This is a genomic window from Streptomyces sp. NPDC051214, assembly GCF_040682375.1.
In the GTDB taxonomy this organism is placed as follows: Bacteria; Actinomycetota; Actinomycetes; order Streptomycetales; family Streptomycetaceae; genus Streptomyces.
Genome location: NZ_JBFBAT010000009.1, coordinates 130,114 through 150,103 on the forward strand (window position 1 = coordinate 130,114; position 19,990 = coordinate 150,103).

Consider the following 19,990-nt stretch of genomic DNA (forward strand, 5'->3'; position numbering starts at 1 on the left):
CCTCGCGACTGCGGCCCGTCCTGGGCTTGTCGCGCAGTTCCCCGCGCCCCTTACGGGGCGCTTCAGCTCGCGGCGGCGTTCAAGGCGCCGCCCTGCCATCGCATCCCAGGGATCTGTCCCGGCTCCGCCCCGATGTGGTACCGCACCCGCCTGCCCCGTACACGCCGCGCCGGCGCCCGGCAGCCGCGAGGGCGGCAGCCGGGTGCGAGGCGGACGGCGATGGACATGGCGGGGTCAGCTCCGCCCGTGCCGCAGGGCCGGGTGCGCGCCCGCGGCGACCAGGTCGGAGACCGCGCCCTTCGGGTCGCGGCCGGTCACCAGGGACTCCCCGACAAGGACCGCGTCGGCGCCCGCGTTGGCGAACGCGATGAGGTCGTGCGGCCCGCGCACACCGGACTCGGCGATCTTGACGACGTCGTCCGGCAGCTCGGGCGCGACACGCTCGAAGGTGGAGCGGTCGACCTTCAGGGTCTTGAGGTCGCGGTTGTTGACGCCGATGATGCGCGCGCCCGCGTCCACGGCCCGCTCGGCCTCGTCCTCGTCGTGCACCTCGACGATCGGCGACAGGCCGATCGAATGGGCGCGCTCGATGAGCGACTCGAGGGCGGGCTGCTCCAGGGCGGCCACGATCAGCAGGGCGAGGTCGGCGCCGTACGCCCGCGCCTCCCACAGCTGGTACGAGGTGACGATGAAGTCCTTGCGGAGCACCGGGATGTCGACCTTGGCGCGGACGGCCTCCAGATCGGCGAGCGAACCGCCGAAGCGGCGCTCCTCGGTGAGCACGGAGATGACGGCCGCGCCGCCCGCCTCGTAGTCGGCGGCGAGCCCGGCCGGGTCGGCGATCGCGGCGAGCGCGCCCTTGGACGGGCTGGAGCGCTTGACCTCACAGATGACCTTGACGCCGTCGCCACGCAGCGCGGCGACCCCGTCCTTGGCCGCAGGAGCCTTCGCCGCGCGCTCCTTGAGCTCGTCGAGGCTGACGCGCGCCTGCCGTTCCGCGAGGTCGGCACGGACTCCGTCGATGATCTCGTCGAGCACACTCACGCGAGCGGCCCCCTTCCCTGACGGTGAAGCTGCTGTTTGCACCTCAAGCTGTTCGGCTGCCTCATCCGGCATTCCGATGGTCACTGCGATGGTATCCGCAGGAGGGCGAAGGCCCCGCATCCGGTTGACGCCAGTCCCACGTCCTGGACACCCGCCGGCCCCGCTGCCTGGGCTTTCTCGGCATTCAGGGATGCAGCCATGCCCCGAACGGCAGATTGCGCACCAGGGTGAAAACGGCGATCAGCACCCCGAGCCCGTACAGCTGCGCAGGCCCCAACTCGATCCGCAGGGGCCGTCCGCGCACCGCGCGGGCCGCCCAGAGGGTCCACAGGACCGCGAAGACGCCGTACCCGACGACGGCGAGCGCGTTGGCGCCGAGCGCCGTGACGAGGTCGCCGTGGACGAAGGCGTGCGCACTGCGCAGACCGCCGCAGCCGGGGCAGAAGACGCCGGTGAGCTGCAGCAGCGGGCAGGCGGGATAGTGACCGGGGTCGTTCGGGTCGACCGTCCCGACGTAGGCGAAGGCGGCGATCACCGAGCCGAGCACGCCGACGGGCACGGCGAGGCGCCGCAGTGCGGGGCCGGCGGGTGGCGCCGCGCTCTCGGGTTCAGCGTTCACCCGATGCATTGTGCCCTTCGGCGGCGGCCTGCGCCCGACGGGAAACGCGAGAGGAGGCGGCCTCGGCACCTGCCGCGACCGCCTCCTCGTACGCCGTGGAGATCAGCTTTCGGAGTGCGCGAGCTGGCCCGTCTTCGGCTGCGGGCTGCGCTTGGCCTGGCCCAGGCCCGCGGCACGCATGGCCATGCCCACGACGCCGCCGACGGCGATGATGACCATGCCGGCCCAGAAGCCCAGCGGATTGGCCATCACCATGAAGGCACCCGAAACGCAGAAACCGATGAAGGCGATGATGACACCGGTCCAGGCGGCCGGGGTGTGTCCGTGGCTCGTGCCCGCCATGACTTGCTCCTCGTTGCTGTATGCGTGGTGGTGATGCGTGGGGTGAGCCGAACGCTCACCGCTCCATTGTCCCGTACTCGCGCACGTGCCGTGAGCGCGGGGTCATGCCTCGCGCGTCGGGTCCTCGCCGCGGTCGAGGGCCTTCCACAGGTCCTCGGGGCGGTCCGGGTCGACCTTGGGCGCCTTGCGCGGGCGCGGGGCGCCGTCGCGTTCGTAGCGTCCCGACATCGCGGGCCAGTTGCGGCCGTACGTCAGGGCGAGCAGCCCGGCGATCATGATGAGCGCGCCCGCGGCGGCCGCCGCGTACGGCCAGGCCGTGTGGCTGAGGTCACCGATCGTGGCGGCGGCGTCGCCGGAGGCCTCGGCGGCCTTCTCGTCGAGGGCGCCGCTGTCGTCCGCGGCGAGGAGGGCGGCGGCCACGGTGCCCGCGCCGCTCAGCGCGAGGAGCAGCGAGACGAGCATCCGCCCGGCCCTGCGGACGGCGAAGACGGCGACGAGCGCGGCGAGGCCCACTATCGCCAGGGCCGCGGGCACGCCCGTGACATCGCTGCCCGTGGCGCTCAGCGGCAGGTCGCCACCCGCCACCGAAGCGGTGCCGTTGGCCCAGGTCTGGCGGGACGCGAGCAGGGCGAGGGCCGCGCCGACCGCGCCGGACAGCAGGGCGACGGCGATGCTGCGCCGGCCGCTGCGCTGGGCCCGGGTCTCGGGCTCGGCGTCGGCATCGGCGGCGTCGGCGGCCTGGGTGCGGGGCGGAGGTACGGCAGAAGTCACCCCTCCACTATCCCTCACGCCCGTCGGGGCGCTGCAGCCGGTTCGCCGTGTGGATGGCCCGCAGAACCGCCGCCGCCTTGTTGCGGCACTCGGTGTCCTCGGCCACCGGGTCGGAGTCGGCGACGACCCCGGCTCCGGCCTGGACGTATGCCGTGCCGTCGCGCAGGAGCGCGGTCCGGATGGCGATGGCGGTGTCGGAGTCGCCCGCGAAGTCGAGATATCCGACACAGCCGCCGTACAGGCCGCGCCGGGAGGGTTCGAGCTCGTCGATGATCTGCATCGCGCGCGGCTTGGGGGCGCCGGAGAGGGTGCCCGCGGGGAAGCAGGCGGTGAGGACGTCGAAGGCGGTGCGGCCCTCGGCGACCTGTCCGGTGACCGTCGACACGATGTGCATGACGTGGGAGTACCGCTCGATGGACATGAAGTCGACGACCTCGACCGAGCCGGGCTCGCAGACGCGCCCCAGGTCGTTGCGGCCCAGGTCGACGAGCATCAGGTGCTCGGCCCGCTCCTTGGGGTCGGCCAGCAGCTCGTCGGCGAGGGCCTGGTCCTCCTGCGGGGTCGCGCCGCGCGGCCGGGTGCCCGCGATGGGGTGCACCATGGCGCGGCCGTCCTCGACCTTGACGAGGGCTTCGGGGGACGAGCCGACCACGTCGAAGCCGTCGAAGCGGAAGAGATACATGTACGGCGACGGGTTGGTGGCCCGGAGCACGCGGTAGACGTCCAACGCGCTTGCTTCACAAGGGGTTTCGAAGCGCTGCGAGGGGACGACCTGGAAGGCCTCGCCCGCGCGGATGCGCTCCTTGATGTCCTCGACGGCTTCCTGGTACTGCTCGCCGCCCCACAGCGCGGTGTACTCGGGGAGCTCGGAAGGCGGCAGGGCCGCCGGGGGCTGGGAGACGGCCCGCGACAGGTCGGCCTCCATCGCGTCGAGCCGCGCCACCGCGTCGGCGTACGCCTCGTCGACGCCCGTCTCGAGGTCGTTGTGGTTGATCGCGTTGGCGATCAGGAGCACGGACCCGTCCCAGTGGTCGAGGACGGCGAGGTCGCTGGTGAGCAGCATGGTCAGCTCGGGCAGCCTGAGGTCGTCGCGCTCGCCGGGGCCGATCTTCTCCAGGCGCCGCACGATGTCGTAGCCGAGGTATCCGACCATCCCGCCGGTGAAGGGCGGCATCCCGGACGCCAGGTCGCGCGGGGTGTGCAGGGCCTCGACGGTGGCGCGCAGGGCGTCGAGCGGGTCACCGGAGGTGGGGACGCCGACGGGCGGGGTGCCGAGCCAGTGGGCCTCGCCGTCGCGGCTGGTGAGGGTGGCGGCGCTGCGGACTCCGACGAAGGAGTAGCGAGACCAGGACCGGCCGTTCTCCGCGGACTCCAGGAGGAACGTGCCGGGCCGCTCTGCGGCGAGCTTGCGGTAGAGCCCGACGGGAGTGTCGCCGTCCGCGAGGAGCCTGCGGCTGACGGGGATCACTCGGCGGTCGCTCGCGAGCTTGCGGAAGGTCTCGAGATCCATGGGAGGAGCTTACGGCCGTGCGGGTGGCCGACGGTGTCGCGGGCCGACGGGCGGGGCCCGTGCCACTAGAACGGGACGATGACCGACCGACGTATGCTGCCCGCCTTCGCCCTCCTCCTCGCATCGACCGCGTTCGCGGCCGCCGCCGCTCCCGAGCCGGTGGTGTGGCCCGCCCCCGAGAACGTGCCCGAGCGGGTCCGCGCCGCCGGCCTGGAGATGCTCGACTCCGAGGCGATGGACATGCACATCCACACCACCCTGAAGGTGTACTCGGGGGCCAGTCCCGTCACGGTCCCCGCGGACATCGGCATCGACCGCTCGGGCCCGAAGCCCCGCTACAGCCCGCTGCACACGCACGACACCAGCGGCACCCTGCACGTGGAGTCGGAGGAGTGGCGCGACTTCACCCTGGGTCAGTTCATGACCCAGTGGGGCGTGAGCGGCGTACGCGAGAAGTGCCGCGCGGATGTCGCCGGGCGCTCCGTCGCCGGCGACCCGTCCCGCATCGTGCTGCGGGACGGCGAGACGATCACGCTTCGGTGCCGGTGAAGGTGACCGGGAGGGAGTCGGCGTCGAAGCACGTGCGGGTGCCGGTGTGACAGGCGGCGCCGATCTGGTCGACCTGGACCAGGACGGTGTCGGCGTCGCAGTCCAGGGCCACGGACTTCACGTACTGGAAGTGGCCGGACGTGTCGCCCTTGACCCAGTACTCCTGACGGCTGCGCGACCAGTACGTGCAGCGGCCCGTGGTGAGCGTGCGGTGCAGTGCCTCGTCGTCCATCCAGCCCAGCATCAGCACCTCGCCGGTGTCGTACTGCTGGGCGACGGCGGGGACGAGGCCGTCGGCGCCGCGCTTGAGGCGGGCGGCGATCTCGGGGTCGAGGCTGCTGGGCGGAGGTGTGACGGTCATGGGGCCATTGTGCCGCGCCCGCACGCATCGGCCTGGCCGTGTCCACTGGGCGGGCCGGATGCCGAGTCGTAGGCTGGACGGTATGTCGACCCATGCCAAGCGTGAACGACTTCTCCTCGCCGATCTGTTGGAGGCGGAGGGCCCAGAGGCCCCCACGCTCTGCGACGGCTGGAACACCCGTGATCTCGCGGCCCATGTGGTGGTCCGCGAGCGCCGCGCGGACGCCGCGGGCGGGCTTCTCATCAAGCAGCTGGCCTCGCGCCTGGAGCGGGTGCAGGCCGAGTTCGCCGCGAAGCCGTACGAGGAACTGATCCAGCTGATCAGGACGGGACCGCCCCGCTTCTCCCCCTTCTCCCTCAAGCAGATCGACGAGGCGTCGAACGCCGTCGAGTTCTACGTCCACACCGAGGACGTGCGGCGCGCCCGGCCCGACTGGACGCCCCGCGAGATCGACCCGGTGTTCTCGGACGCCCTGTGGTCCCGCCTGGAGCGGATGGCCCGCCTGGTGGGCCGCAAGGCACCGGTGGGCGTGGTCCTGCGGCGCCCCGACGGCCAGACGGTGGTGGCGCACCGCGGCACTCCCGTGGTGACGGTGACCGGCGAGCCCTCCGAGCTGCTGATGTTCGTGCACGGACGGCAGGACGTGGCCGACGTCGAGCTGGACGGCGACAAGGACGCGATCGCCAGGCTGCACGAGACGAAGCAACTGGGCATCTGATGATCCGGGTCGCGATGACCGGGGTGTACGTGGACGACGTGGCCAGGGCCCACGCGTTCTACACGGACGTCCTGGGCTTCGAGACCCGCCATCACGTGTGGCCGGGCGGTGGCACACCCTTCGTCACGGTCGGGGCGGCGGGCGGTCACAACGACGTGGAGCTGCTCCTGGAGCCGGGCGAGGGACCCATCGCCGAGCCCTACCGCAAGGCGCTGCACGCGGCGGGGATCCCGTGCATCGTCCTCGGGGTCGACGACGTGCGGGCCGAGCACCAACGGCTCGTCGGCCTGGGCGTGCGGTTCGCCCACGGCCCCGAGAAGCAGGGCCCGGTGATCACCGCGGTGCTCGACGACACGGTGGGGAATCTGGTGCAGCTGATGCAGGGCAGGGCGTAGACGGTCTTCGGTACGCGGGTTCAGCGGGGCAGTTCCGCTTCCCGCAGTCCGCGGGAGCACAGCCCGAAGAGGCCGGCGAGCCCGCACGCCGCCGCGCTCACGGTGAACACCGGCGCCGTGCCCCACGCCCCCACGGCCACACCCGTGAGCGGATACGTCAGCGGGGCCACCCCCAGGCTGACCAGGCTGCCCACCGAGGTCACCCGCCCCACATAGGTCGGGTCGGCCTCCGTCTGCGCCAGCGCCGCGCACACCGCCCCCGTCAGCCCGATCAGGAGTCCCACCAGCAGCGCCACCCCCGCGGCGGCCCAGACGACGGGCACGTACGCCACGGCGCCCACCCCCACCGCTCCGGCGAGGCACGTCACCGACAGCACGAGACCGGCCCTCGGCACCCTTCCGCGCACCGTCAGGAAGAGCGCGGAGATCCCGGCGCCCGCCCCGAACCCGGCAAGGACGAGACCGACCCCCGAGGCTCCCCACCCGCGCTCGTCGGCCAGCAGGGTGAGCCCTATGTTCAGCGGCCCGACGAAGCCCAGGTCGGCCAGGGCGACGAGCACCATCAGGGGTGCGAGAACGCGGTGGCCGCGGATGTACCGCAGCCCGTCGCCCAGTTCGCCCCACGCGGTCCGCTCGCCCGCCCCGCCGTCGTCCGGCAGCTCCCTCACCCGCAGGGAGATCAGCAGCGGCAGCGACACCGCGAACAGCGCCCCCGCGATGCCGAAGGCCGCCGCGGAGCCGCCGAGCGCGACCCCGAGGCCGCCGAGCGGGGCGCCCACGACGTTGGCGAGACGGACCACCAGGCCCCGCATCCCCTGCACGCGCGCCAGCTGGTCCCGTCCCGTGACGCGGGCCGGCAGCGCTCCGACGGCGGGCATGAACAGGGCGTCGACCGTCCCGAAGACAAGCCCCAACGCGCCGAGCAGCCACACCCCGGGGCTCGCCACGAGCAGCAGCCCCGCCACCGCGAACACCGCCGCGCACCGCACCGCGTCACTGCCGATGACGACCCTGCGCGGCCCGAAGCGGTCGGCGACCACTCCCCCGCCCAGCATCAGGAGCGCCCGCGGCACGGCGCTCACGGCCATCACCAGGCCGGCCTGCGCGGCGCCCCCGGACCGGACGGCGGCCCAGGACAGGGCCAGGTAGTAGACGTTGTCGCCGACCGCGGACGCGCTGTAGGCACCGAGCCAGCGCAGGACGTTGCCGTCCTTGTGCGCGGGCCTCTGCGGGGCGGGAGCCGTACGTAAAACAGTGGTGGTCATGTGGGGCAGCCCTCTCAGATCCGGAAGGGGAAGCTGGCCAGGTGTACGGCGACGTTCTCGCGCCCCTCGGTGTCGCCCGCCGCCTCGGCGGCCTTGCCCTGCTCCTCGTACGTCCTGACCAGGGCGTGGATCTCGGCGTTGAGGCGGGTGAGTTCGGCGGGGTTGAGCCGAGCGAGGAAGTCCGACTGGTCGGCCGCGATGCGCCAGTCGGCGCCCCATGCCTCCTGCTGGTCGAGGTAGGTCTCGTACTGCTCCCGGCGGTACGAGATCAGGCTGCGCACGACGGCCGCGTGCGTGGCTGCCCCCTCGGGTGAGTCCCTGAAGTCCTCGTGCCGGAAGCTCAGGGTGTCCTGGGCCGCCTGCCACCACCTCTCCCGCGCATCACCGCTCTGCACCTCGGCCTCCTTGATGAGGCCGTGCTCCGCGAGCTTGCGCAGGTGGTAGCTGACGAGGGAGACCGCCTCGTCGACCTGCGAGGCGAGCTGGGACGCCGTCGACGGGCCGGACACCCGCAGCGCGCCGTACACCCGCAGGCGCAACGGATGCCCCAGTGCCTTGAGCGTGCCGAGGTCGGTGATGCGGCGAGGCCCGCCTGACTTCTGCTGGTCGTCGTCCATGCCCCGACCGTAGATGCGAAACAAAACTTGCGCAATATAAATTGCGCAACTTTCCTTTCGCATCAGGGCGGCGAAAAGCCCTGGCCACCCGGTGACCAGGGCTCGACGCACAGCGGTACGCCTCAGCGCACGGGATGTCCCGCTTCCCGCAGCGTGTCCTTCACCTCGCCGATCCGCAGATCCCCGAAGTGGAAGACCGAAGCCGCGAGGACCGCGTCCGCGCCCGCCTCGATCGCGGGCGGGAAGTGGTCGAGGCGGCCGGCGCCGCCGGACGCGATGACGGGCACGGTGACGTGACGGCGGACCGCCGCGATCATCTCGATGTCGTAGCCGTCCTTGGTGCCGTCCGCGTCCATCGAGTTGAGCAGGATCTCCCCCGCACCGAGCTCGGCGGCCTGGTGGGCCCATTCGACGGCGTCGATCCCGGCGGACTTGCGGCCGCCGTGGGTCGTCACCTCGAAGCCGCCTGACGCGGTGCGCCGGGCGTCCACCGAGAGGACGAGCACCTGGCGGCCGAACCGCTCCGCGATCTCGCGGATCAGCTCCGGGCGGGCGATGGCGGCCGTGTTCACGCCCACCTTGTCCGCACCGGCCCGCAGAAGCTTGTCGACGTCCTCGGCCGTGCGGACACCGCCGCCCACCGTGAGCGGGATGAAGACCTGCTCGGCGGTGCGCCGGACCACGTCGTACGTGGTCTCGCGGTTGCCGGACGAGGCCGTGATGTCCAGGAAGGTGAGCTCGTCGGCGCCCTCGGCGTCGTACACCTTGGCCATCTCGACGGGGTCGCCCGCGTCGCGCAGGTTCTGGAAGTTGACGCCCTTGACGACCCGGCCGTTGTCCACGTCCAGGCAGGGGATGACGCGTACGGAGAGGGTCATTCGCCACCTGCCCCTGCACGCGGACCGTACGCCTCGACCTCGACCTCGACGACCAGACTCGGGTCGATGAAGCCGGAGACGATGAGCATCGTCGCGGCCGGGCGGACGTCGTCGAAGAGCTCCTTGTGGGCCCGGCCGACCTCCTCCACGTCCCGCGCGTGGGTCAGATACATGCGGGTGCGTACGACGTGCTCCCGACCGAGGCCCAGCTTCTTCAGGGCCTCGACGGCGACGTGGAAGGCGTTGGCGGCCTGCTCGTAGGGGGTCCCGGCGTCTATGACGCCGTCCACCACCGACGTGCAGCCCGACACCAGGACGAGGCCGTTGGGGAGCTCGACCGCGCGGGAGTAGCCGATGGCTTCCTCCCACGGTCCGCCCGAGCTCACCCGGCGGACGAGGTGGTTACTCATGACGTCGCCACCGCGGCGAGGGCCTCTTCGAGCGTGAAGGCCTTCGCGTACAGCGCCTTGCCGACGATGGAGCCCTCGACGCCCTGCGGGACGAGCTCGGCGATCGCGCGCAGGTCGTCGAGCGAGGACACGCCGCCGGAGGCGACGACCGGGCGGTCGGTGGCCGCGCAGACGTTGCGCAGGAGCTCCAGGTTCGGGCCCTGCAGCGTGCCGTCCTTGGCGATGTCGGTGACGACATAGCGGGCGCAGCCCTCGGAGTTGAGGCGCTCCAGGGTCTCGTACAGGTCGCCGCCGTCGCGGGTCCAGCCGCGGCCGCGCAGGGTCGTGCCGCGCACGTCGAGGCCGACCGCGATCTTGTCGCCGTGCTCGGCGATGACCTTGGCGACCCACTCCGGGGTCTCCAGGGCCGCGGTGCCGAGGTTCACGCGGGTGCAGCCGGTGGCGAGGGCGGCGGCGAGCGTGTCGTCGTCGCGGATGCCGCCGGACAGCTCGACCTTGATGTCCATGGCGCCCGCGACCTCGGCGATGAGCGCGCGGTTGTCGCCGGTGCCGAACGCGGCGTCCAGGTCGACCAGGTGCAGCCACTCGGCGCCCGACCGCTGCCAGGAGAGGGCGGCCTCCAGCGGGGAGCCGTAGGAGGTCTCAGAGCCGGACTCGCCATGGACGAGGCGTACGGCCTGGCCGTCGCGGACGTCGACGGCGGGAAGGAGTTCGAGCTTGCTCACAGAGGTCCCTGACATTCTTAAAGGGTTCCGATCCAGTTGGTGAGGAGCTGGGCGCCGGCGTCGCCGGACTTCTCGGGGTGGAACTGCGTGGCCCACAGCGCGCCGTTCTCGACGGCGGCCACGAAGGGCTCGCCGTGCGTGGTCCAGGCGACCTTGGGCGCGCGGAAGGCGGGGTTGCCGGCCTCGAAGTCCCAGTGGTGCACGGCGTACGAGTGCACGAAGTAGTAGCGGGCTTCGGCGTCGAGGCCCGCGAACAGCTGGGAGTCGTCCGGCGCCTGGACGGTGTTCCAGCCCATGTGCGGGACGATGTCGGCCTTCAGCGGCTCGACGGTGCCGGGCCACTCGTCGAGGCCCTCGGCCTCCACGTCGTGCTCGATGCCGCGCGCGAAGAGGATCTGCATGCCGACGCAGATGCCCATCACCGGGCGGCCGCCCGCGAGCCTGCGGCCCACGATCCAGTCGCCGCGCGCCTCCTTGAGGCCCTGCATGCAGGCGGCGAAGGCGCCGACGCCGGGGACCAGGAGGCCGTCGGCGGCCATGGCCTTGTCGTAGTCGCCGGTGATCTCGACGTCCGCGCCGGCCCGCGCGAGGGCGCGCTCGGCGGAGCGGACGTTCCCGAAGCCGTAGTCGAAGACGACGACCTTCTTGCGGGGGTTCTGGGGAGTGCTCATGTCGCGTACGCCCCTCAGTTCCAGTAGTCGAGCCGCATGATCCCCGCCGTCAGGCACATCGCCGCGGCGATGGAGAGCAGCGTGATCAGACCCTTGGGCATCCCCTGCTTGACGAAGGAGATGATGCCGCCGATCAGGAAGAGACCGACGACGATCAGGATGGTGGTCAGACCGGTCATGGCTTTACAGCGCGCCCTTCGTGGAGGGAAGAATGCCGGCGGCGCGCGGGTCACGCTCAGAGGCGTAACGCAGCGCGCGGGCCAGGGCCTTGAACTGGCACTCCACGATGTGGTGCGCGTTGCGGCCGTAGGGCACGTGGACGTGCAGGGCGATCTGGGCCTGCGCGACGAAGGACTCCAGGATGTGCCGGGTCATCGTCGTGTCGTACGTGCCGATCATCGGCGCCATCGTCTCGGGCTCGCTGTGCACGAGGTACGGGCGGCCGCTGAGGTCGACGGTCACCTGGGCGAGCGACTCGTCGAGCGGGACCGTGCAGTTGCCGAAGCGGTAGATGCCCACCTTGTCGCCGAGCGCCTGCTTGAAGGCGGCGCCAAGCGCGAGGGCGGTGTCCTCGATGGTGTGGTGGGTGTCGATGTGCAGGTCGCCCTCGGTCTTGACCGTGAGGTCGAAGAGGCCGTGGCGGCCGAGCTGGTCGAGCATGTGGTCGTAGAAACCGACCCCTGTGGATACCGCCACCTCGCCCTTGCCGTCGAGATCGATCTCGACGAGGACCGACGTCTCCTTCGTGGTCCGTTCGACCCGTCCAACCCGGCTCATGCCTGCTGCTCCTTCTTCAGTTCGCGTACCGCATCGAGGAACGCGTCGTTCTCTTCGGGGGTTCCCGCGCTCACGCGCAGCCGCCCCGGCACTCCGTTGTCCCGGACCAGGACGCCCCGGTCGAGGATCCGCTGCCAGACCGCGTGAGCGTCTTCGAATCGCCCGAACTGCACGAAGTTGGCGTCGGAGTCGGTCACCTCATAGCCGATCGCACGCAGCTCGCTCACCACGCGGTCGCGCTCCCGCTTCAGCTGCTCGACGTACTTCAGGAGCGTGTCGGTGTGCTCGAGGGCGGCAAGCGCGGTGGCCTGCGTGACGGCCGACAGGTGGTACGGCAGCCGTACGAGCTGTACGGCGTCGACCACCGCGGGGTCAGCGGCGAGGTAGCCCAGGCGCAGCCCGGCCGCGCCGAAGGCCTTCGACATCGTGCGGGAGACGACCAGGTTCGGGCGCCCCGCGAGCAGCGGGAGCAGCGAGTCGCCGTGGCTGAACTCCACGTACGCCTCGTCGATCACCACCATCGACGGCTTGGCGGCCTGCGCGGCTTCGTACAGCGCGAGGACCGTCTCGGCCGGGACGGCGTTGCCCGTGGGGTTGTTGGGCGTGGTCACGAAGACGACGTCGGGCTGGTTCTCGGCGATGGCCTTGGTGGCCGCCTCGACGTCGATCGTGAAGTCGTCGCCGCGGGGGCCCGAGATCCAGCCCGTGCCGGTGCCGCGCGCGATGAGGCCGTGCATCGAGTACGAGGGCTCGAAGCCGATGGCGGTGCGGCCGGGCCCGCCGAAGGTCTGCAGGAGCTGCTGGATGACTTCGTTCGAGCCGTTGGCCGCCCAGACGTTGGCGAGGGTGACCTCGTGGCCGCCGGTCTTCGTGAGGTAGCGGGCGAGCTCGGTGCGCAGCTCGACCGCGTCGCGGTCGGGGTAGCGGTTGAGGTCGCGGGCCGCCTCGCGGACACGCTCGGCGATGCGCTCGACGAGCGGCTCGGGGAGCGGGTAGGGGTTCTCGTTCGTGTTCAGGCGTACGGGTACGTCGAGCTGGGGCGCCCCGTAGGGGGACTTGCCGCGCAGTTCGTCGCGTACGGGGAGGTCGTCGATGTCGGTCACTTGCTCTGAGGCACCTTCCATCCGAACCGCGCCTTGACCGCCGCGCCGTGCGCGGGCAGGTCCTCGGCCTCGGCGAGCGTCACCACGTGCTGGGCCACGTCGGCGAGGGCGTCGCGCGTGTAGTCGACGATGTGGATGCCGCGCAGGAACGACTGGACGGACAGGCCCGAGGAGTGGCAGGCGCAGCCGCCGGTCGGCAGGACGTGGTTGGAGCCCGCGCAGTAGTCGCCGAGCGAGACGGGGGCCCAGGGGCCCACGAAGATCGCGCCCGCGTTCTTGACGCGGTCCGCGACGGCGGCGGCGTCCGCGGTCTGGATCTCCAGGTGCTCGGCGCCGTACGCGTCGACGACGCGCAGGCCCTCCTCCAGGCCGTCGACCAGGACGATCGCGGACTGCCTGCCCTCCAGGGCGGGGACGATCCGGTCCTGGATGTGCTTGGTCGCCGCGACCTGCGGCTCCAGCTCCTTGACGACCGCGTCGGCCAGGGCGAGCGAGTCGGTGACGAGGACGGCGGCCGCGAGCGGGTCGTGCTCGGCCTGGCTGATCAGGTCGGACGCGACGTGCACGGCGTCGGCCGTGTCGTCGGCGAGGACCGCGATCTCGGTCGGTCCTGCTTCGGTGTCGATGCCGATGCGGCCGGTGAAGTAGCGCTTGGCCGCGGCCACCCAGATGTTGCCGGGGCCCGTGACCATGTTGGCCGGGGCGCAGGTCTCGGTGCCGTACGCGAACATCGCGACGGCCTGGGCGCCGCCGACCGCGTACACCTCGTCGATGCCGAGGAGGGCGCAGGCGGCCAGGATCGTCGGGTGCGGAAGGCCGTCAAAGTCGCTCTGCGGCGGGGACGCGAGGGCCATCGACTCGACGCCCGCCTCCTGCGCCGGGACCGCGTTCATGATCACGGAGGAGGGGTATACGGACCGGCCGCCCGGGGCGTAGAGCCCCACGCGCTCGACCGGCACCCACTTCTCGGTGACCGAGCCGCCGGGCACGACCTGGGTGGTGTGCGGGGCGCGGCGCTGCTCGCGGTGGACGATGCGGGCGCGGCGGATCGACTCCTCCAGGGCCTCGCGCACCACCGGGTCGAGGCCGGCCAGGGCCTCGGCGATGGCGGTCGCGGGGACACGGACCTGCGTCAGCCGTACTCCGTCGAACTTCTCCGCGTATTCGATCAGCGCCGCGTCGCCACGATGATGCACGTCCTCGCAGATGGGCCGCACCTTCTCCAGGGCGGCCGCGACGTCGAAGTCGGCACGGGGCAGCAGGGCGCGCAGGGCGGGGCCCTCGGGGAGGGCGTCGCCGCGCAGATCGATTCGGGAGATCACATGGCCAATTCTCTCAGACCCTGATTCGGGGCCGGACGCCGTATCACTGGCTGATATGGATCCCGGAAGACCTCGTTCACCACTAGCGTTCAGCCCGTCACTGAGCGGGCATGAAACAGGTGTACGAGACCAGGGCGCACCGCACGATCGAAAACGCAGCACATCGCAGTACGGGGAGGACAACAGCAGTGGTCGACGACACCGGTGATCCGCCGGACGGGCTGACCGCCGCCGAGATCGGCATGTGGCAGGCCTTTCGCAACGGCAGCGTCTACGACCTCCGGTCGGGGGACGCGATGGCGGACGATCCGCACGGCGGCCACCCCTGGGGTCCGGAACGCAGTGTGCGCGCCCGCATCGTGTGCTGGCTGCTCCTGGAGGGGCCACCGGCGCTTTCCGGCCGGGTCTCCTCGCTCAAGCTCTCGGGCCTCCAGATCACGGACGTGCTCGATCTGGCGGGCGGCGAGATCCTTCCCTACGCCGAGCTGAAGCACTGCCGCTTCGAGAAGGAGATCCTGGTCCCCGAGGCCAAGTTCACCACCCTGCGGCTCGTCAACTGCTCGATCCCGCGCGTGGAGGCGGCCCGCCTGCACACGGAGGGCGACCTGCATCTGCCGCGCTGCCGGATCCACAACGGCATGCGGCTCACGGACGCCCAGATCGGCACCGACCTGCTGATCAACCAGGCCGTGATCTACCGCGACCGGCGCGGCAACTCGATCATGGGCGACGGGCTCTCGGTCGGGCAGGACCTGCAGGCCGAGATGATGGAGTCGCACGGCCAGCTGAGCCTGCGCGGCGCGAAGGTCGGGGTCTCCTTCAGCCTGCGCGGCAGCAAGCTCGCCAATCCGTACGGCCAGCGGGCGCTCAACGCCCCGCAGATGACGGTGGAACGCACCCTCTACATGACGCCGGCCGCGCTCGGCGATCCCCCCATGACCAGCGGCACCACTCCCCCGCGCGGCACCCGTGTCCAGCGCTTCGAGTGCCAGGGCGGTGTCCGGCTCGACGACGGGCGCTTCGGCGACGCCGTCGACCTGGCCCAGGCGCGCTTCACCCTGGAGAACGACCAGGAGGTGTCGCTGCGCCGCGTCCAGACCCCCGAGCTGCGCTTCCTCGGCGAGGCCCCGCAGCGCGGCAAGATCATTCTGTCCGGCGCCAAGGTCGTCAACCTCATCGACAAGTCGACCAGCTGGCCGGGCCCCGGCGGCCTCCAGATGGGCGGCTTCAGCTACGAGAACCTCGTGCCGCAGGGCAGCTTCCCGCTCGCCCGGCGCCTGGCCTGGGTGGCGGCGGCGACCGCCGAGTACAACCCCGAGCCGTACGAGAAGCTGGCCGCCGTCCTGCGCAACGGCGGCGAGGACGCCGACGCCCGCGAGGTCCTGCTCGCCAAGCAGCGCAGACGCCGCGAGACCCTGCCGCTCGCGGCGAAGCTCTGGGGCTTCGCCCAGGACTGGACGGTGGCCTACGGCTACCGTCCCGGCCGCGCCGCCCTGTGGATGGCGGTGCTCTGGGCGGTGAGCGCGGTGGCCTTCGCCCGCGCCGACCACCCGGCGATCAAACCGGGCGAGCACCCGAACTGGAACCCCGCGCTCTTCTCCCTCGACCTGCTGCTCCCGGTGATCAACCTCGGCCAGGACAGCTACTGGCAGTTGCGCGGCGGCTGGCAGTGGTTCGCGGCCATCCTCATCCTGCTCGGCTGGGTGCTCGCGACGACGGTCGCGGCGGGGGCGACCAGGCTGCTGCGGAGGAACTGAGGAGCCTGCCGGGCCGCCCGGGAGCAGAGATTTTGCCAGCCCTTGACCATGTGTCAGGCAACCTAACGACTGATGCCAAAGCTTCACCGGCCACCCTCTGGCACTGCCCCGACCTGCGGATTTCAATACCCACACGATGGCACTCCTGCGCGCCCTGATCCGCACCGCACGAATGGTCAGGAACACCCCGCTCCTCGCCTCCGGTCTGACCCCCGACGACGAGGTGCTCCTCGACGCGCCCGACGACCGGCTCGGCCCGGCGCTCGTCGCCGCCGGCCGAGGCGATTACGGCCCCGCCGCCAAACTGCTCGCCATGACGCGCGAGGGCAACGAATGGGAGAACCGCGACCGCTACACGACGCGTCTCGCCGCCTTCGCCCGCTCCCGCCCCGAGTGGTTCGACGACTGGCAGGTCGCGTCGCCGCACGACCCGGACGCGCTGCTCGTCAAGGCCGAGCTCGCGGTCGTCCGCGGCTGGGAATCGCCCGCCCGCGTCGAGCTGCTTCGCGAGACGGCGCCCCTGATCACCGCCGCAGCCGAGGCCGACCCGCGCGACCCCGTGCCGTGGCGGATCGCCCTGGACCACGCGCGCGGCACCCATGCCCCGCACTCGGTCTTCGACGAGATCCGGGCCGAGGCGGTGCACCGCTCCTCGCACCACTACGGCTGCCACGCCTCGGCGCTCCAGTACCTCTCCGCGTCCTGGTACGGCTCGCACGGCCAGTGCTTCGACTTCGCCGAGCGGGCCGCCCGCGACGCGCTGCCCGGCTCGCTGATCCAGGCGCTGCCCGCGCGGGCCGCCTTCGCGTACCTCACCAGCGCATCGGGGAGCGTGCCGCGCGAGCGCCTGGACGCGGCGGCCGACCTGGGGATCGCGGTGTCCGGGGAGTACGAGGCCGGGGACCCCTGGCCCGCGGAGGTCCGCAACGTCCTCGCGTTCGTCCTCGTACGCCTGGAGCGGTGGAGCGACGCCCTGGAACAGATGCGCCTCATCGGGCCCCATGCGACGTCCTTCCCCTGGGACCGCATGTCCGACGATCCGCTCGGCCAGTTCCTGGAACTGCGCGACGGCATACGCATCGAGGTGGCCTCCGGGACCCCGCTGCGCACCGGCGGCGGACGAGCGGGCTCCGGCGACCATTAGGCTTGCAGCTCGTGACCACCGTCCGGCTTCCGCTCTTCCCGCTCAACTCGGTGCTGTTCCCGGGACTCGTGCTCCCGCTGAACGTGTTCGAGGAGCGTTATCGCGCCATGATGCGCGATTTGCTCAAGACTCCCGACGAGGAGCAGCGCCTCTTCGCGGTCGTCGCCATCCGGGACGGCCTCGAGGTCGCCCCGAGCGCCCCGGGCCTCCCGGACCCCACCGCACAGCCCGAGCAGGGCCCGACCGCCGGCTTCGGCGAGGACCCGCTCAAGGCCTTCCACGCGGTGGGCTGCATCGCGGACGCGGCGACGATCAGGGAGCGCGCCGACGGCGGCTTCGAGGTCCTCGCCACCGGCACCACCCGCGTACGCCTGCACTCGGTGGACGCCTCGGGCGCCTTCTTGACCGCGGAGGTCGAGGAGCTGCCCGAGGACCCGGGCGAGGAGGCGGGCGCCCTCGCCGAGGGCGTCCTGCGGGCGTTCCGCGCCTACCAGAAGCGGCTCGCGGGGGCGCGCGAGCGGTCCCTGTCCACGGGCGCCGAACTGCCGGACGACCCGTCCGTGGTGTCGTATCTGGTCGCGGCCGCAGCCGTCCTCGACACCCCCACGAAGCAGCGGCTCCTGGAGGCGCCGGACACCGCTTCGCGCCTGCACGAGGAGCTGAAAGTCCTGCGCGCCGAGACCGCGATCATCCGTAATCTGCCGTCGTTGCCCGCGACGGACCTCACGCGCGGCACCACGAGCCTCAACTGACACGAGCCTCAACCGACGTAAGGCGCGAGCGCTTTGGCGAAGAAGCAGAAGAAACAGCAGAAGCAGTCGGGCGCGGGCGGCACCCCGGCGACGGTGGCCCTGACCGCGGCGGGCGCGGACCACACGGTGCACGCCTACGAACACGACCCCGCGCACCCCTCGTACGGCGAGGAGGCGGCCCAGGCCATGGGCGTCTCCCCCGACCGGGTCTTCAAGACCCTGGTCGCGGAGGTCGACGGCGAGCTGACGGTGGCCGTGGTCCCGGTGGCGGGCACCCTGAACCTCAAGGCCCTGGCCGCGGCGGTCTCCGGCAAGCGCGCGGTGATGGCGGACCCCGCAGCCGCCGAACGCACCACGGGGTACGTACGCGGCGGCATCTCACCCCTCGGCCAGCGCAAGAAGCTCCGCACGGTCCTGGACGACTCGGCCTCCTCGCACGCCACGATCTGCGTGTCGGCGGGCCGCCGGGGCCTGGAGGTCGAACTGGCCCCCGGTGACCTGGCGCGTCTCACGGGCGCGGTACTCGCCCCGATCGGGCGTGAATAGGCCCTCGACGGGGGCCACGGGCTCGACTAGTACCACCCTCATGTCGAAGAAGACGCGCAAGAGGAAGTGGCGGGTACGCAAGGGCAAGGCGAACCACGGAAAGCGGCCCGCCTGACCCGTCCGACCCGTCCGGCCCGCCTGACGTCCACGAGCGGCCCGAGGGGCGGTCTCACGCCCCGGTCGCGTCCGAGCTGCCCTCTGCCCGCCCGGGGTCCCCGTAGGGCAGGGGGTACGGCTCGGGGTCCCGCGGTCCGAAGAGCCCGGTAAGACCCAGGTGCACGAGCAGCGCGGCCACCGGCCAGGCGAGCAGCGCGCCCTTGGCCTTGAGCTCCATCGGGGCGTCGAACGCCACGCCCTTGCCCACGGACTTCGCATGGGCGACGACATCCGTCTCGGGCCCGAGGAAGATCCCGAGCCGCCAGGCGAGCACGGCCCCCAGCAGGCTCCCTGCCGTCAGCCCGACGACCAGCGGAATGCCGCCCCGCCTGTGCAGCAGGAACACCACGGCGCCGCTCACCGCGCCGAACGCCAGCGCGAGCAGGGTGAACGTTCCGTCCACGCCGATCGCCTGCTCCCCCTCGGTGTCCTTGAGGTACACCGTCTCGCTGTCGGCGATCAACGGCACACGGGGCGCGAGCCACAGCCACAGCAGGCCGAGCACCACGCCGCAGACAGCCACCACGACCGCGATCACCGCGGCCTGCCGCACTTCGGTCTTCATGCCAGGACCGTCCTCCTCGTCCGCCTGCGGGGGAACGGCTCCGGACGGCTGAGCGGCTTGCTGCCAGGGGTCGTGCGGGGGCCGGTCGTGGGGCGGCTGGGAGGGCGTCAGCGGTGCAGTCACCCACACATGGTGCCAGTACTACCTGAGGACCGCTTCACCGCACGGCGAGGACCGCGTCATCGCACGGCTGCACGGCGGTACGCCCAAGTGGCGATCGCGAGCGAGGCGACGCCGACCCCCGCGCAGACGGCGAGATCGAGGACGACGGTCGCCCAGTCCGGATGCGGCCCGAAGGTACGGGCGAACGCCTCGACCCCGTACGTCGAGGGCAGCAGGTCACGCGCGTACTGCAGGAACCCGGGCATCCGCTCGGCCGGGAGCACACCCAGGAGCAGCGCCGCCGACATGCCCAACTGGCCCAGCAGCGTGGCCAGTTCGGGGCGGGGCGCGAGCAGCCCGAGGGCGGCGCCGAGCCCGGCGAGCGCGGCACCGGCCAACGGGATCACCGCGAGGAGCACCCAGAGGTTCGCCATCGGGAGCCCGAAGAGGCCGCACCCGACGACCGCGGTGACGAGCGTGCCCGGCACGGTGAACGAGGCGTAGGCGGCCGCGGCGCCCAGGACCACCGCGGCGGGCGGCACGGGCAGCGTGGCGTAGTGGTCGAGGCCACCGTCGGCCCGCAGCTGCCCGAAGTACTGCGCGAGCAGGTTGAGCGCGACGAACGCGACGACGAGCACGGAGGACCCGGCGACGACGGCACGCGCCTCGCCGCCCCCGTCCACGACGCCCCGCATCAGGATCATGATTCCGACGGACTGGAAGGTGGCCACGAAGAGCAGCGGGATGCGGGCGACGCGGGCCCGGGACAGCTGCGCCCGGTAGACGGCCGCGAGCGCGGGGAACAGCCGCGCTCGGGGGCCCAGGGGCTCGGCGGCCTCGGCCTGCCACTCTCGGTCGTCGGCCCGTACGGCCGCTTCCAGGGGAACGGCA

The 19,990-nt window shown here is 72.0% G+C and carries 25 protein-coding genes; 7 read left to right on the forward strand and 18 right to left on the reverse strand.

Going from position 1 to position 19,990, the window contains the following annotated elements; all coding sequences use genetic code 11:
• Window positions 1–234: 234 nt before the first annotated feature.
• The 5 genes from trpC to AB0M70_RS24245 all read right to left on the reverse strand — a co-directional run bounded on the left by trpC (window position 235) and on the right by AB0M70_RS24245 (window position 4,286).
• Window positions 235–1,044 carry an indole-3-glycerol phosphate synthase TrpC gene (gene trpC, locus AB0M70_RS24225; protein ID WP_365822628.1) on the reverse strand — a complete coding sequence of 270 codons (810 nt, stop codon included), beginning with the start codon at window positions 1,042–1,044 and terminating at the stop codon, window positions 235–237.
• 184 nt (window positions 1,045–1,228) lie between these two features.
• Window positions 1,229–1,672: a DUF2752 domain-containing protein gene (locus tag AB0M70_RS24230; protein ID WP_365822630.1), complete on the reverse strand. Its 444-nt coding sequence runs from the start codon at window positions 1,670–1,672 to the stop codon at window positions 1,229–1,231.
• Between the two features lie 93 nt (window positions 1,673–1,765).
• Entirely contained in the window at window positions 1,766–2,005 is a 240-nt protein-coding gene (locus tag AB0M70_RS24235; protein WP_365822632.1) for an HGxxPAAW family protein, read from the reverse strand.
• A 102-nt stretch (window positions 2,006–2,107) separates the two neighbouring features.
• Window positions 2,108–2,776, reverse strand: a complete 669-nt coding sequence (locus tag AB0M70_RS24240) for a TIGR02234 family membrane protein (protein ID WP_365822634.1) — start codon at window positions 2,774–2,776, stop codon at window positions 2,108–2,110.
• Between the two features lie 7 nt (window positions 2,777–2,783).
• A complete protein-coding gene (locus tag AB0M70_RS24245; RefSeq protein WP_365822636.1) occupies window positions 2,784–4,286 on the reverse strand; it encodes an anthranilate synthase component I in 1,503 nt (500 codons plus the stop codon).
• A gap of 78 nt (window positions 4,287–4,364) precedes the next feature.
• Here AB0M70_RS24245 and AB0M70_RS24250 point away from each other — a divergent pair, with 78 nt between their 5' ends.
• Window positions 4,365–4,835, forward strand: coding sequence for a hypothetical protein (locus tag AB0M70_RS24250; RefSeq protein ID WP_365822638.1), 471 nt, complete (start codon window positions 4,365–4,367; stop codon window positions 4,833–4,835).
• Here the strand turns inward: AB0M70_RS24250 and hisI are convergent.
• The gene (hisI, locus tag AB0M70_RS24255) at window positions 4,816–5,196 is read right to left on the reverse strand and encodes a phosphoribosyl-AMP cyclohydrolase (protein ID WP_365822640.1); all 381 of its coding nucleotides are present in this window, start codon (window positions 5,194–5,196) and stop codon (window positions 4,816–4,818) included. The genes AB0M70_RS24250 and hisI overlap by 20 nt on opposite strands.
• Window positions 5,197–5,278: 82 nt before the next feature.
• Here hisI and AB0M70_RS24260 point away from each other — a divergent pair, with 82 nt between their 5' ends.
• Window positions 5,279–5,914 carry a TIGR03085 family metal-binding protein gene (locus tag AB0M70_RS24260; protein WP_365822642.1) on the forward strand — a complete coding sequence of 212 codons (636 nt, stop codon included), beginning with the start codon at window positions 5,279–5,281 and terminating at the stop codon, window positions 5,912–5,914.
• The gene (locus AB0M70_RS24265) at window positions 5,914–6,309 is read left to right on the forward strand and encodes a VOC family protein (RefSeq protein ID WP_365822644.1); all 396 of its coding nucleotides are present in this window, start codon (window positions 5,914–5,916) and stop codon (window positions 6,307–6,309) included. The genes AB0M70_RS24260 and AB0M70_RS24265 overlap by 1 nt, the downstream gene beginning before the upstream one ends.
• A 20-nt stretch (window positions 6,310–6,329) precedes the next feature.
• On the opposite strand, the gene AB0M70_RS24270 is transcribed toward AB0M70_RS24265, so the two are convergent.
• The 10 genes from AB0M70_RS24270 to hisD form a co-directional block, all read right to left on the reverse strand.
• On the reverse strand, window positions 6,330–7,574 hold the full coding sequence (locus AB0M70_RS24270) for an MFS transporter (protein ID WP_365822646.1): 1,245 nt from the start codon (window positions 7,572–7,574) through the stop codon (window positions 6,330–6,332).
• 14 nt (window positions 7,575–7,588) lie between these two features.
• A complete protein-coding gene (locus AB0M70_RS24275) occupies window positions 7,589–8,191 on the reverse strand; it encodes a helix-turn-helix domain-containing protein (RefSeq protein ID WP_365822648.1) in 603 nt (200 codons plus the stop codon).
• Between the two features lie 122 nt (window positions 8,192–8,313).
• On the reverse strand, window positions 8,314–9,069 hold the full coding sequence (gene hisF / locus AB0M70_RS24280; RefSeq protein WP_365822650.1) for an imidazole glycerol phosphate synthase subunit HisF: 756 nt from the start codon (window positions 9,067–9,069) through the stop codon (window positions 8,314–8,316).
• On the reverse strand, window positions 9,066–9,479 hold the full coding sequence (locus tag AB0M70_RS24285; RefSeq protein ID WP_365822652.1) for a RidA family protein: 414 nt from the start codon (window positions 9,477–9,479) through the stop codon (window positions 9,066–9,068). The genes hisF and AB0M70_RS24285 overlap by 4 nt, the downstream gene beginning before the upstream one ends.
• Window positions 9,476–10,204 carry a bifunctional 1-(5-phosphoribosyl)-5-((5-phosphoribosylamino)methylideneamino)imidazole-4-carboxamide isomerase/phosphoribosylanthranilate isomerase PriA gene (gene priA, locus AB0M70_RS24290; protein ID WP_365823173.1) on the reverse strand — a complete coding sequence of 243 codons (729 nt, stop codon included), beginning with the start codon at window positions 10,202–10,204 and terminating at the stop codon, window positions 9,476–9,478. Before priA ends, AB0M70_RS24285 begins: the two co-directional genes overlap by 4 nt.
• Window positions 10,205–10,221: 17 nt before the next feature.
• Window positions 10,222–10,875, reverse strand: a complete 654-nt coding sequence (gene hisH / locus AB0M70_RS24295; protein WP_365822654.1) for an imidazole glycerol phosphate synthase subunit HisH — start codon at window positions 10,873–10,875, stop codon at window positions 10,222–10,224.
• Between the two features lie 14 nt (window positions 10,876–10,889).
• Window positions 10,890–11,054 (reverse strand): hypothetical protein, encoded by a 165-nt coding sequence (locus AB0M70_RS24300; protein ID WP_365822656.1) that lies wholly within the window; start codon window positions 11,052–11,054, stop codon window positions 10,890–10,892.
• 4 nt (window positions 11,055–11,058) lie between these two features.
• Window positions 11,059–11,652 carry an imidazoleglycerol-phosphate dehydratase HisB gene (gene hisB, locus AB0M70_RS24305; RefSeq protein ID WP_365822658.1) on the reverse strand — a complete coding sequence of 198 codons (594 nt, stop codon included), beginning with the start codon at window positions 11,650–11,652 and terminating at the stop codon, window positions 11,059–11,061.
• On the reverse strand, window positions 11,649–12,755 hold the full coding sequence (locus tag AB0M70_RS24310) for a histidinol-phosphate transaminase (RefSeq protein ID WP_365822660.1): 1,107 nt from the start codon (window positions 12,753–12,755) through the stop codon (window positions 11,649–11,651). The genes hisB and AB0M70_RS24310 overlap by 4 nt, the downstream gene beginning before the upstream one ends.
• Window positions 12,752–14,077, reverse strand: coding sequence for a histidinol dehydrogenase (gene hisD / locus AB0M70_RS24315; RefSeq protein ID WP_365822662.1), 1,326 nt, complete (start codon window positions 14,075–14,077; stop codon window positions 12,752–12,754). Before hisD ends, AB0M70_RS24310 begins: the two co-directional genes overlap by 4 nt.
• Window positions 14,078–14,319: 242 nt before the next feature.
• Between hisD and AB0M70_RS24320 the strand changes: the two genes are divergently transcribed.
• The 4 genes from AB0M70_RS24320 (at window position 14,320) to ybaK (ending at window position 18,276) form a co-directional block, all read left to right on the forward strand.
• On the forward strand, window positions 14,320–15,834 hold the full coding sequence (locus tag AB0M70_RS24320) for an oxidoreductase (RefSeq protein WP_365823175.1): 1,515 nt from the start codon (window positions 14,320–14,322) through the stop codon (window positions 15,832–15,834).
• Between the two features lie 136 nt (window positions 15,835–15,970).
• Complete coding sequence (locus AB0M70_RS24325) at window positions 15,971–16,978, forward strand: hypothetical protein (protein WP_365822664.1); 1,008 nt, start codon at window positions 15,971–15,973, stop codon at window positions 16,976–16,978.
• Window positions 16,979–16,989: 11 nt separating this feature from the next.
• On the forward strand, window positions 16,990–17,730 hold the full coding sequence (locus tag AB0M70_RS24330; protein WP_365822666.1) for an LON peptidase substrate-binding domain-containing protein: 741 nt from the start codon (window positions 16,990–16,992) through the stop codon (window positions 17,728–17,730).
• A gap of 33 nt (window positions 17,731–17,763) precedes the next feature.
• Entirely contained in the window at window positions 17,764–18,276 is a 513-nt protein-coding gene (gene ybaK / locus AB0M70_RS24335) for a Cys-tRNA(Pro) deacylase (protein WP_365822668.1), read from the forward strand.
• 169 nt (window positions 18,277–18,445) lie between these two features.
• Here the strand turns inward: ybaK and AB0M70_RS24340 are convergent, their stop codons facing one another.
• Together AB0M70_RS24340 and AB0M70_RS24345 are read right to left on the reverse strand one after the other, a co-directional pair.
• On the reverse strand, window positions 18,446–19,120 hold the full coding sequence (locus AB0M70_RS24340; protein ID WP_365822670.1) for a DUF2567 domain-containing protein: 675 nt from the start codon (window positions 19,118–19,120) through the stop codon (window positions 18,446–18,448).
• Window positions 19,121–19,176: 56 nt separating this feature from the next.
• Window positions 19,177–19,980, reverse strand: coding sequence for an ABC transporter permease (locus tag AB0M70_RS24345; protein ID WP_365823177.1), 804 nt, complete (start codon window positions 19,978–19,980; stop codon window positions 19,177–19,179).
• Window positions 19,981–19,990: the final 10 nt, after the last annotated feature.